We start from the raw sequence: 12,270 nt of genomic DNA, 5'->3' as shown, positions 1-12,270 counted from the left end.
CGGGGGTGACGATGCAACAGGAGAATACCCATGAGAAAGACAACCGGACTTGCCCTTGCCTTTGTCGCGCTCGCCGGCGCCGTCGGCACCACCGCCTATGCCGAGAACAATGCCAGCGCCAGAATGCGCGAGGGCACGATGATGCGCCTCAGCAAGGCGATGAAGGATTCCAACGGCACCATCAGCTTCGACCAGTTCTCCGACGCCATGAACGCGCGGCTGAAGAAGCTGGTCGCCGACAATGGCGGCAAGCTGACCGTCGCCCAGCTCGCCGACGCACTGGAGAAGGCGCGGTTCGAGGAAATGGCCAAGCGCATCGTCGCTCGCTACGACACCAAGGGCGACGGCACATTGACCACGGAAGACATCACCGGGCGTGAGAAAAAAGTGTTCGCCATGCTCGACCGCAACAATGACGGCAAGATCGAGCGTAACGAATTGCCGAAGAACGGCCGCATGGGCCGTCATCGCCAATGGGACGGCGGCGACGACAGCATGCAGTGAATGGTGACAGGGCTCCGGTGGCGAAAGCCGCCGGGCAGCCATGCCTCGATGAAGTCAGGCCGCCGCTTTCACCGCCCGCTGCGCCTTCTTCACCGGGATGCGCACCGACACGATGGTGCCGACACCTTCGGTCGAGCGGATTTTCAGCGCCCCGCCCTGCAACTCGGCGAGCGAGCGCGAGATGGCGAGGCCGAGGCCGGAGCCAGCGTGGTTCTTGGAGAACTGGTTCTGCACCTGTTCGAATGGCCGGCCAAGCTTGCTCAGCGCTTCCTTCGGAATGCCGCAGCCAGTGTCCTCGATGGTCAGCACCAGCGCGCCGGAGGTGTTGCGGGCGCGCACCAATATATGGCCGCCCTGGCCGGTGAACTTCACTGCGTTCGAGAGAAGGTTGATGGCGATCTGCTTGATCGCCCGGCGGTCGGCAAACAGTGTCATCGTATCGGCGATGCGGGTTTCGACAGTGATCGATTTCTCAGCCGCCTGCAGCGAGATGACGCGCACCGTCTCGCGGATCAGCGGACAGAGATCGATTTCCTCGCGATCCATCGAGAACTGGCCGGCTTCGATCTTCGACATGTCGAGTATGTCGTTGATGACCCCCAGCAGATACTTGCCGCTGCCGTTGATGTCATTGGCATATTCCTCGTAGCGCGGCGAACCGAGCGGCCCGAACAGGCCCTGTTCCATCAGTTCGGAAAAGCCGATGATGGCGTTGAGCGGCGTGCGCAGTTCATGCGACATGTTGGCCAGGAACTCGGACTTGGCCCGGTTGGCAGCCTCGGCGCGCTCGGTCTCCTTCATGTATTTGCGGTTCAGTTCGACCAGTTCCTTGGCGCGTTCTTCCTCGGCCCGCCGGGCAAGGCTGAGGTCGTGGATGGTCGCCATCAGCCGGCGTTCGCTGTCGACCAGCTTTTCCTGGTGCAGTTTGATCTGGGTGATGTCGGAGCCGACGGAGACGGTGCCGCCGTCCCGGGTTCTCAGTTCGTTGACCTGCAGCCAGCGCCCGTCCGAGAGTTGCCGCTCGAAGGTTGCGCCGCCTTGCGGCCCGTTGGTGTTGGCCAACCGCCGTTCCGAGGCGAAGGCCAGCATGCGATCTTCCAGCACGGCGCGCGCCGCGCCCGGCATGACGTCGCGGTCCGACAGGCCATTGTCCTTCTGGTATTTGGAATTGCACATGATCAGGCGCTGGGCGGCATCCCACAGCACGAAGGATTCGTTGATATTCTCGATCGCGGTCCGCAGCCGCAGGTCGGCCGCCTCCGAGCGCAGTGCCAGGTGCCGTTGCTCGGTGACGTCGACGGCGATGCCGATCAGCTGGATTTCAGGCGCTTCCGGATCGATCACCTGAGCCCTGGCGCGCATCCACACCCACTGGCCGTCGGCGTGACGCATGCGGAACACCTGATCGATATGGTCGATCTCGCGCTCGACGATCCGGTTGGCAAGTTGGAACAGGTCGCCGTCTTCGGGGTGGATGATGTCGTCGACCTCGCCGAACGACAGCATGGAGTTGCAGGGCTCGTAGCCCAGCATGTCATACATCGAGCGCGACCAGTACATCTTGCCGCGCACCATGTCCCAGTCCCACAGGCCGCAGCGGCCGCGCACCAGCGCCATGTCGATGCGCTGGTGGGCTTCGAGATAGATGCGGTCGGCCGTCTGGGCGCGCGATGCCTGGCCGAAATAAGCGTAGAGGATGATGATCAGCACGCCCGCCGTCAGCACGAACAGCGTAACGTTGAGCGAGACGGTCTTGCGCCAGCTGTCGAACACCGCTTCCTGTGGCACCAGCACTGCGGCGGCGTTCTTGCGGTCCCGGGTCAGGCTCACGGCCGCATACCAGTCCTGCCCGCCGATGCTGACATCCATGACGCCGGCGCGGTCGCCGAACATGAACAGCGGCTGGCCGTCCAGCGCCAGGCTGTCGAGCGATCGCCCCTGCCATCCGGTCGACAGCGGCGACACGGCAATGATCTTGAAGGCGCTGTCGGTGATGACAAGCACGTGGCTTCTGCCCATGGCGCCCTGGCGGCTGGTGCTTTCCAGCAGGTCGATGGCGCCGCCGGCGGCCGCGTTCGGGTCGGCCGAGATTGCGTTCGCCATCTGGCCGGCGGCGAGCCCCAGCACCGCCTTGACGTCGCGCTCGACCTCGTCGCGCTCGTTCATCAGCGACAGGACGCGCAAAGCGGCGATGACGATCAGGAAGATGATGATGAGCGCCGGTATCGATCGGCGCAGAAGCGGTTCAGCAGCCAGGAGCCGCCGGTAGGCTGGTTCAGCGATGAGCCGCGTATTGCCGGCGAGGCCGTCGCCCCGCGCCGTACGCCGCTCAAAAGCCGTCCCTCCGGGCGCGCCCCACGCGTCCGCCTTGGCCATAAATGGCACTCCCCGAATTTCCGTACGCTTGACGATCTGGCAACACCGCACGTCCGAATCGTCTGTAAAGAATCAAAGGTGATTCGCCTTGTCCAGAGGCGCGGACGAAAAACATTAAAAATTGATTGAAATAACGCCGAAGCCGCGATTCTTCGCGCCCCCCTCTGCCCTGCCGGGCATCTCCCCCGCAAGGGGGGAGATTATGCGCCTCAAGCCAGCGTCCGCTCGACAATATCGCGCAAATCCGCCGAGAGGTTCTCGGCACCGGCGATCGCCAGCAGCGCCTCCCTGGCCTTGGCCTGTCTGCCCGGTTCCAGCGAGCGCCAGGAGCGCAGTGCCGTCGCCAGCCTCGCTGCCACCTGCGGGTTGCGCTTTTCGACCTCGAGCACGGTCTGCGCGAAGAACCGGTAGCCCTCGCCGTCGGCGCGGTGGAAGCCGGTCTGGTTGGCGCTGGAAAATGTGCCGACCAGCGAGCGCACCCGGTTCGGATTGGCCATCGAGAAGGAAGTGTGGCCGATGAGCTTGCGCACAGTGTCCACGGTCCGTGGTCCCGGCACGCTGGCCTGGACCTGGAACCATTTGTCCATGACGAGCGGATCGGCCCCATAGCGCGCCTTGAAGCCGGCCAGCGCCTTGACCGCCTCGGGCGTTCCGTCATGACGATGCGCAAGCACCGTGAGCGCTGCGGCGCGGTCGGTCATGTTGGTCGCGGCCTCGAAATGCCGGGCGGCGAGCCTGGCGCCAGCTGGCAACAGCGAGAGATAGTCGAGCAGGATGTTGCGCAGCGCACGCCGTCCCGCACTTGCCGCATCAGGGCTGAACGGACCGTCGTCGGCCAGGCGATCGTAAAGGTTGGCAAAGGCGCCCTGATTGACGCGCGAGATCTCCAGCGCCAGCGCCTCGCGGGCGGCGAAGATGGCGTCGGGATCGATGTTCCTGCCGATGTCGCGGGCAATGTCGGCCTCACCGGGAAGCGACAGCGCCAGCGCCCGGTAGGCGGGCTCGAGCGTCTCATCGTCGGCGATCTTGCCGGCAAGTCCGGTCAGCCTGGCGCTGAAGGCCGGCTTCGCACCACCAAGGATCTGTCGGAAGGCCGCTATCAGCGCATCGGTGAGCAGCGTGTTGAACGCCTGCCAGCGCGCGAAAGCGTCGCTATCATGGCCGGCGAGGAAGAACTGGTCGTCGGCCTTCTGCTCGACCGAAAGCGTGATCGGCGCCGAAAAGCCGCGGTTGAGCGACACTGCCGGCCGCTCGGCAACGCCGGAGAAGCGCACCATGTGACGGCGCTTGCGGATATGGATGACGCCGTCCTCGACGACGGCACCTTCGACGCCGCCATAGGCGACCGGCTCGCCGCCGGCGCCTACCAGACCGAAGGCGAGCGGAATGTGCATCAGCCGCTTGCGGCTTTCCGACGGCGTCGGCGGCACCGACTGCTCGATCTCGAGCGTGAACTCGTGCGTGGCCGGATTGTGCGTCGAACTGACGGTCAGGTTTGGCGTGCCAGCCTGGTGATACCACAGCGCGAATTGCGACAGGTCGCGCCCGGAGGCGTCCTCGAACACTTTGAGGAAATCCTCGATTGTCGCCGCCTCACCGTCATGACGCTCGAAATAGAGATCCATGCCGGCGCGGAAGGTCTCGGCCCCGAGGATAGTGCGGATCATGCGCACCACTTCCGAGCCCTTTTCATAGACTGTCGCCGTGTAGAAATTGTTGATCTCGCGGTAGCGGCGCGGCCGCACAGGATGCGCCAGCGGCCCCTGATCTTCGGGGAATTGGTGCGCCCTCAGCGTACGCACCTCGGCGATGCGCTTGACCGCGCGCGAGCGCTGGTCGGCCGAGAATTCGTGGTCGCGAAAGACCGTCAGCCCTTCCTTCAGGCAGAGCTGGAACCAGTCGCGGCAGGTGATCCTGTTGCCGGTCCAGTTGTGGAAATACTCATGCGCGATGATCGCCTCGATATTGGCGAAATCGGCGTCGGTCGCGGTCTCCCGGTCTGCCAGCACATATTTGTCGTTGAAGATGTTGAGGCCCTTGTTCTCCATCGCCCCCATGTTGAAGTCGGAGACGGCCACGATGTTGAAGACGTCCAGGTCGTATTCGCGGCCGAATGCCTGCTCATCCCATCGCATCGAGCGCTTCAACGCATCCATGGCGTAGCCGGCGAGCCCTTCCTTGCCCGGCTCGACATAGATGCCGAGCTCGACCTTGCGGCCGGATGCGGTGACGAAACTGTCGGCGACCTGGCCGAGAGTGCCGGCCACCAGCGCGAACAGATAGGACGGCTTGGGGAAGGGGTCGTGCCAGACAGCATAGTGCCAGCCTTCGGCAAGCGCGCCGCTTTCCACCGGATTGCCGTTTGAGAGCAGCAGCGGCGCCTCGTCCAGCTTGGCCTCGATGCGCACGGTGTAGACCGAGAGGATGTCGGGGCGGTCGAGGAAATAGGTGATGCGGCGAAAGCCCTCGGCCTCGCATTGCGTGCAATAGACATTGCTGGAGCGGTAAAGGCCCATCAGCGCCTCATTGCTGGCCGGAGCGACCTCGGTCTCGAGCAGCAGCTCGAAGCGGGCCGGCGGCTTCAAAATGGTCAGCTGGTCGGGGGTTGCCAGATAATCGGCCGGCGAGAGCTCGCGGCCGTCAATGGCGATGCGCTTGAGCACCAGCCCATCGCCGTCCAGCACCAGCGGTGCCGAGATGCCAGCATTATCGCGGCGTTCGATCGTCAGCATGGCGTTAACGCGCGTTGCGTCTGGCGAAAGGCGAAAGGTGAGGCCGGTTTTCGGAATGGAAAAGTCGTTGGGGCGATAGTCTTCGAGCTTGAAGACCTGGCCGGTATCGGTTCGCATTCCCTGGGGTTTCCCTGTCGTTATCGGAGCCTGCGGAGGTATCCGCTGGCCCAAGAAATCTAAAGTGCGCGCTCTTTACACGAAACGGCCACTCGACAAAACTGCGCCAATGCCTATTTCGGGCGTTCCACTCCACCATCATCGCGAGGCCTTGATGACTGTCGTCAGACCGAAGTTCGGCATGGACGCCTCTGTGCTGCGTCGTGTGAGGCGCTTCTCGGTATCAATCCAGGAAGCGGCGGGAGCGTGACTTCAGGGTCGAGAGACGAGGCGACCGGGAGACTGTCCGATCACCCCGGCCGCGTGCTGACCGGAATCATGCTCAAGGTCATGTCGGTGGCGGTCTTTGTCGGTATGCAGACTTGCATCAAGGCGGCCGGCACTTTGCCGGCCGGCCAGATCGTCTTCTTCCGCTCCTTCTTCGCCATCTTCCCGATCATCATCTTCCTGGCTTTCAGGAGAAAACTGGGCACGGCGTTTGCCACCAAACGCCCACTGAATCACATTGCGCGTGGTGTCGTCGGCGTTTGCGCCATGGGGCTCGGCTTCTTCGCACTGACCAGGTTGCCGTTGCCGGAGGCGATCACGCTCAACTATGCCCAGCCGCTGCTGGTGGTGGTGTTCTCCTCGCTTTTCCTGGGTGAGGCCATCCGCATTTATCGCTGGAGTGCGGTTGCGGTCGGTCTGGTCGGCGTGCTGATCATCTCCTGGCCGGAACTGACGCTGCTCACGTCGGGCGCGGCGCTCGGCGACCAGGAGGTGCTGGGTGTCATCGCTGCTCTTGTCTCGGCGGCAATCTCCGCCAATGCCATCCTGCTCGTGCGCAATCTCGTCCAGACCGAACGGACGGCGACCATCGTGCTGTGGTTTTCGGCGACGGCGAGCGTCATGGCGCTGTTTACGCTGCCCTTCGGCTGGCAGGCGCTGACGCCTCTGCAGGCCGGTCTGCTGATCGCTGCCGGGTTCTGCGGTGGGCTGGCGCAGATCCTGATGACGGCCGCCTACCGCCACGCCGAGGCCTCGGTGGTGGCGCCGTTCGAATACACCTCGATGATCCTTGGCGTTGTCGTCGGCTATTTCACCTTCGGCGATATCGCCACCATCAACACGCTGGTCGGCGGCGTCATCGTCGTCGCCGCCGGCATCTTTATCATCTGGCGCGAGCGCCAGCTCGGGCTGGAGCGAACCCGCACAAGGAAGGCAGCGCCGCCGCAAGGGTGAGGAGAGGTCCGCGCAGCGGACCGAAAGCCATTTGCCTGGCTTTCCGAACGACGAACGGTGAAAGTTCTGTCCGGCGTCGGGCGGATTGAAAGGTCCGGCGGACCTTTCAAAGGACTTGAACGCCCGAAGGGCCGGGTGCAACAGCGAAGGGCAGGGGCTGGCTCAGTTGGCTTCCGCCCGCTCCTTCGCCCAATCGCACCAGCACCGCCCGCGTCGGCTCGTCGGCCGGGAAGAAAGACTCGATCGCCAGTTCCGACAACGTCACGTCGAGCGGCGTGCCGAAGACGGTGATGGTGCTGATGAAGGACAGCACCTGATCGCCATGCGCCAGCCGCAGCGGATGGACGATGCCGTTGGGCTCGACCGGCACAGGCCGCGCGCCTTTGAGGCCGGACGGATAGGTTCGCAATTCACGCTCCAGCTCGACCAGCACGGGATCGCCGGCGGCATCGTTCTGGTGTTTTAGCCGCTCCAGCAGATGCGCGCGCCACTCGGCGAGATTGACGATGCGCGGCGCGATGCCGTTCGGGTGCAGGCTGAGCCGGAGGACATTGACCGGCGGCTGGAGTAGCGCCGGCTCGGCCACGTCGGCGAGGAACGGGCCGATGGCGGCATTGGCTGAAACCAGGTTCCAGTGCCGGTCGACGGCGAGCGCCGGAAACGGCTCATGCCCCTTGAGCACGGTCTCGACCGCCGCCATCGCCGGCGCCAGCGTCGCGTCGGTGAGCGGCCGTTCGCCGAAACTCGGCGCGAAACCGGCGGCAAGCAGCAGCTGGTTGCGCTGCCTGAGCGGAATCTCAAGCTGTTCCGCCAGATGCAGCACCATCTCGCGCGAGGGGGCCGCGCGGCCGCTTTCGACGAAGGAGAGGTGCCGCTGCGAAATCTCGGCTTCCATGGCGAGGTCGAGCTGGCTCATGCGCCGGCGGGTGCGCCATTCGCGGATCAGGCTGCCGGCGGAGGTTTGCGGTGTTGTCATGGGGGATGATTAGGCCGGGGAGGGACCTATTTCAATTACCTCCGAGGTCATCCGATCTCCCCCTTGTGGGGGGAGATTGACCAATCACGCCAGTCCTCGCAGCTTCGCCTTCACTTCGAGAAAGTCCCGCCAAGCCAGCTTCTTGTGCGCGGGCGTTCGCAACAAATAGGCCGGGTGCAGCGTCGGCATCGCCGGGATGGCAGTGCCGGATGCCGTGGTGTGGACGCGCCAGTTGCCGCGTAGCCGCAGGATGCCTTCACTCGTGTTGAGCAAGGTCTTGGCCGATGGGCCGCCGAGATTGACCAGCACCTTGGGATTGACCAATTCGATCTGCCGCTCGATGAACGGACGGCAGATCTCGGTCTCGTGCGGCGTCGGCGTGCGGTTGCCGGGCGGCCGCCAGGGGATGACGTTGGCGATATAGGCGGACGTGCGGTCAAGCCCGATCGCCGCAAGCATGCGGTCGAGCAGCCGGCCGGAGCGGCCGACGAAGGGCAGGCCCTCAATGTCCTCGTCGCGGCCGGGCGCCTCGCCGACCAGCATCAGAGAAGCGTCCGGATTGCCGTCGGCGAAAACCAGGTTCTTGGCGGTGAATTTGAGGTTGCAGCCATCGAAGGAGGCCATGTGCTGGCGCAGTTCCTCGAGCGTCGCCGCGCTCGTCGCCATTTGCCGGGCAAGTGCTGCCTGCGCCTCGTCGGGCACGGTTGCCGTGGCCGGCACGGAGCGCGCCGGCGCGTCCGGCACCCGGCTCGCATCCAGCCCCGGGCCTGCCGCGGCTTGCTCCGGTGCCTTGTTTTCGCGAGGTGGCACGGCTGGTGCCCGCTCGGCAGGCCTTGGCGCGGCCTCGGCAAACCGGTTCACCGGCGCCTCTTCCAACGCCTCGTCGACGCCTGCGCTGGCGTAGAATGCCAGCAGGTCGGCGAGGTCGGAGCGGTTGTTGGGGGAGGCGGCAGTCATGCCCGGCACATTCGTCCGCCGAGAGGCGATTTGCAACAACGCTGATTGGCGAAAGCGGCGCTGAAAGCTGATCTCCCCCACAAGTGGCGAGATCGTAGGGGGGAGATCGCTAACCCGTCGGTATTCGCGGATCCTGAACCAGATAGAACGTCCAGCGCGGCGTATAGTCGGTGATCAGAAATTCGAAGCGGCCCCTCTTCAGCGGGTCGATCTTGCCGTTTTTGAACAGCAGCCGGTCATAGGGTTCGAAATCGCGGTCGAAATCGGCATAGGCGCTCGACACGATATTGTCGGGCGTCTTGTTGCGCTGGTCGAAGGACAGGCCGTCGCCGAACACGCTCGGCTGGTTGAGGATCTCCTGCAGCTCGAACTGGAATTCGACCCAGGCCTGGCCGCTGTTGTTGAGCACGTCAATGCGCATGTAGAGGACGCCGTTGGCGAATTCGCCATTGGTGCTGAACGGCTGGATCGGCTTTGTGGTGCGGATGGTGAGCGTCACCGGCGTCGACGAATTCAGCTCCTCGGTGATGACCAGCGGGTCGTCCTTGGTGCCGAGGCCCGAGGCGCCGGTAATCTGGAAACCGCCAAGCTCGTCGGAAAAGGAATAGGCCCCAGTCGTCCACACCTTCACCGGCTCGGCATGAACCTCAACCGACGCCAGCACCGAAAGACCGAGAAGAAGCGCGCGGCAGATCCGGCCGGGCGGAAGGGGAAAGCGCGTCAATGAAAAGCCGGACGGCGTGCGCATGGGCAGAAGTATGGCCGATAAGCGAGCCGTCGAACAATTAAAATATGGGAACCGAAAATCCAGTCACTGCAGAAACGCTTGCAGCACTGTTGTTATCCGCGACTTTTTGGCGAAAACGGGATTGTCACGTCAGCGCCGGTTTCCTGTCGCGGATTGATGCGCTATGCAGCGCAGGAGCCAGCAAAATGCCCGGAAACGGTTAGCCAGTGCGGAGGGGTTGATGAGCGAGATCGAACGCGAGAGCATGGAATTCGACGTGGTCATCGTCGGGGCCGGCCCGGCGGGCCTTGCCGCGGCGATCCGTCTGAAGCAGGTCAATCCCGAGCTTTCCGTCGTCGTGCTGGAAAAGGGCGGCGAGGTCGGCGCCCACATATTGTCCGGCGCCGTCGTCGATCCCATTGGCATCGACCGCCTGTTGCCTGGCTGGCGCGAGGAAGACGGCCATCCCTTCAAGACGCCGGTTACGGCCGACCATTTCCTGGTGCTCGGTCCCGCCGGCTCATTCCGCCTGCCCAACATCCTGATGCCGCCGCTGATGAACAATCACGGCAACTACATCGTCTCGCTCGGCAATGTCTGCCGCTGGCTGGCAACCAAGGCCGAAGCGCTGGGTGTCGAGATCTATCCGGGCTTTGCTGCCGCCAGCCTCGTCTACAACGATGCCGGCGCCGTCACGGGTGTCATCACCGGCGACATGGGCGTCGAGAAGGACGGCACGCACGGCCCGGGCTTTGCGCCGGGCATGGCGCTGATGGGCAAATATGTGCTGATCGGCGAGGGCGCGCGCGGTTCGCTGTCCAAGCAGTTGATCGCCAGGTACAAGCTGTCCGACGGCCGCGAGCCCGGCAAATACGGCATTGGCCTCAAGGAACTGTGGCAGGTCAAGCCGGAGAACCATCGGCCGGGCTTGGTGCAGCACTCCTTCGGCTGGCCGCTCGACCTGAAGACCGGCGGCGGCTCCTTCCTTTATCATCTGGAGGACAACCAGGTCGCGGTCGGCTTCGTCCTGCATCTCAACTACAAGAACCCGTATCTGTCGCCCTTCGAGGAATTCCAGCGCTTCAAGACGCATCCGAAGATATCGGGCACCTTCGAGGGCGCCAAGCGCATCGGCTATGGCGCGCGCGCCATTACCGAAGGCGGCTGGCAGTCGGTGCCGAAACTGTCCTTCCCCGGCGGCGTGCTGATGGGCTGTGCGGCGGGCTTCGTCAACGTGCCGCGCATCAAGGGTTCGCATAATGCGGTGCTGTCCGGCATGCTGGCGGCCGAACATATCGCGCAAGCGATCGGCGCCGGCCGCGCCAATGACGAGCTGTCCTCCTACGAGAACGCCTGGCGGGCAACCGATATCGGCAAGGATTTGAAGAAGGTCCGCAACGTCAAGCCGCTCTGGTCGCGTTTCGGCACTGTGCTCGGCGTCGGCCTCGGCGGCCTCGACATGTGGCTGAACACGCTGTTCGGCTTCTCGCCCTTCGGCACGCTGAAGCATGGCAAGGCGGATTACGCGACGCTGGAGCCCGCCGCCAGGCACAAGAAGATCGCCTATCCCAAGCCGGACGGCGTGCTGACTTTCGACCGGCTGTCCTCGGTGTTCCTGTCCAACACCAATCACGAGGAAAACGAGCCGGTGCATCTCATCGTCGGCGACATGGGCCTGCAGCAGCGCTCCGAGCACGACGTCTTTGCCGGGCCGTCGACCCGCTATTGCCCGGCCGGCGTCTACGAATGGGTCGACAAGGACGGCAACGCCGCCGCCGATCCGGCGGCCAAGGATGTGCGCTTCGTCATCAACGCGCAGAATTGCGTGCACTGCAAAACCTGCGACATCAAGGATCCCAACCAGAACATCAACTGGGTGCCGCCACAAGGTGGCGAAGGCCCGGTCTACCAGGGCATGTGAGCCTCACCGACCGGGCCGTCTCGACCGCCGCCAGCAAAAATGGTGGCGAGGGGCCGGTCTACCAGGGCATGTAAGGCGCTCGGTGCCATGATTGTTGAAACCGTCGTCTGCTTGTGGTCTCATTGCCACGTCCATGGGGGATAGTGGCATGCGCATGTTGGTCTTGTTTTGCGTCGCCGTCATCGGCGCGGCCTGCGGCACGGCGTCAGCCGGCGTGAAAACCGTCGTCAAGACGCGAACCTACGATATCACCGGCACTACTGGTGCTGGTCTGGTCATAGCCATGAACCGCAAGGGACCCAAGCGCGGTTTCATGACCCACGCCATTGCGCAGACGAGCTACACCGCGGACTGGAACCTGGATCTCGGCCAGGCCAACGGCGTCTGCCGCCTGCGCCAGGCCAACGGAACGCTCAACATCACCTACACCTATCCGCGCGTGGCCTCGCCCGTAACGCCGGCGCTGCACAAACGCTGGAACCGGTTTTTCACCGGCGTTCTCGCTCATGAAGAAACCCATGGCCGTATCGCCGGGCAGATGATGCAGGCCGCGGAGCGGTCGGGTCGCGGCCTGAAATTTGCCAACGATCCGCAATGCAACAAGACCCGCGCCGAAGCCCGGCGGCGCCTGGAAGCCACGTCAAAGGCCTATGAAGCGAAACAGATCGCCTTCGACGCACGCGAGCACAGCGAAGGCGGCCATGTCGAGCGCATCATCGAGGCCCTGGTGGGCTTGTGA

9 protein-coding genes are annotated in these 12,270 nt (G+C 64.1%); 4 read left to right on the top strand and 5 right to left on the bottom strand.

What is annotated here, in order from left to right; translation table 11 throughout:
* The first annotated feature begins 30 nt into the window (after positions 1 to 30).
* Entirely contained in the window at positions 31 to 504 is a 474-nt protein-coding gene (locus ACWGTI_RS07520; RefSeq protein WP_454586521.1) for a hypothetical protein, read from the top strand.
* Positions 505 to 558: 54 nt separating this feature from the next.
* On the opposite strand, the gene ACWGTI_RS07515 is transcribed toward ACWGTI_RS07520, so the two are convergent.
* Positions 559 to 2,880 (bottom strand): PAS domain-containing sensor histidine kinase, encoded by a 2,322-nt coding sequence (locus tag ACWGTI_RS07515; protein ID WP_454586520.1) that lies wholly within the window; start codon positions 2,878 to 2,880, stop codon positions 559 to 561.
* A 209-nt stretch (positions 2,881 to 3,089) separates the two neighbouring features.
* Entirely contained in the window at positions 3,090 to 5,729 is a 2,640-nt protein-coding gene (gene pepN, locus ACWGTI_RS07510; RefSeq protein WP_454586519.1) for an aminopeptidase N, read from the bottom strand.
* Positions 5,730 to 6,047: 318 nt separating this feature from the next.
* Between pepN and ACWGTI_RS07505 the strand changes: the two genes are divergently transcribed.
* Positions 6,048 to 6,950, top strand: a complete 903-nt coding sequence (locus tag ACWGTI_RS07505; RefSeq protein WP_454586903.1) for a DMT family transporter — start codon at positions 6,048 to 6,050, stop codon at positions 6,948 to 6,950.
* A 106-nt stretch (positions 6,951 to 7,056) separates the two neighbouring features.
* Here the strand turns inward: ACWGTI_RS07505 and ACWGTI_RS07500 are convergent, their stop codons facing one another.
* The 3 genes from ACWGTI_RS07500 to ACWGTI_RS07490 all read right to left on the bottom strand — a co-directional run bounded on the left by ACWGTI_RS07500 (position 7,057) and on the right by ACWGTI_RS07490 (position 9,631).
* Positions 7,057 to 7,926 carry a helix-turn-helix domain-containing protein gene (locus ACWGTI_RS07500; protein WP_454586518.1) on the bottom strand — a complete coding sequence of 290 codons (870 nt, stop codon included), beginning with the start codon at positions 7,924 to 7,926 and terminating at the stop codon, positions 7,057 to 7,059.
* Positions 7,927 to 8,010: 84 nt separating this feature from the next.
* Positions 8,011 to 8,883 (bottom strand): uracil-DNA glycosylase family protein, encoded by an 873-nt coding sequence (locus ACWGTI_RS07495; RefSeq protein WP_454586517.1) that lies wholly within the window; start codon positions 8,881 to 8,883, stop codon positions 8,011 to 8,013.
* Between the two features lie 109 nt (positions 8,884 to 8,992).
* Positions 8,993 to 9,631 (bottom strand): hypothetical protein, encoded by a 639-nt coding sequence (locus ACWGTI_RS07490; RefSeq protein WP_454586516.1) that lies wholly within the window; start codon positions 9,629 to 9,631, stop codon positions 8,993 to 8,995.
* Positions 9,632 to 9,851: 220 nt separating this feature from the next.
* On the opposite strand from ACWGTI_RS07490, the gene ACWGTI_RS07485 reads away from it, so the two are divergent.
* Both ACWGTI_RS07485 and ACWGTI_RS07480 read left to right on the top strand, forming a co-directional pair.
* Positions 9,852 to 11,531 carry an electron transfer flavoprotein-ubiquinone oxidoreductase gene (locus tag ACWGTI_RS07485; protein WP_454586515.1) on the top strand — a complete coding sequence of 560 codons (1,680 nt, stop codon included), beginning with the start codon at positions 9,852 to 9,854 and terminating at the stop codon, positions 11,529 to 11,531.
* A gap of 148 nt (positions 11,532 to 11,679) precedes the next feature.
* Positions 11,680 to 12,270, top strand: a complete 591-nt coding sequence (locus tag ACWGTI_RS07480; protein WP_454586514.1) for a DUF922 domain-containing protein — start codon at positions 11,680 to 11,682, stop codon at positions 12,268 to 12,270.

It is taken from the genome of Mesorhizobium sp. ArgA1, from assembly GCF_053714375.1.
The sequence above is the reverse complement of the archived record's forward strand: the minus strand, read 5'-3'. Positions and strand labels throughout refer to the sequence as shown.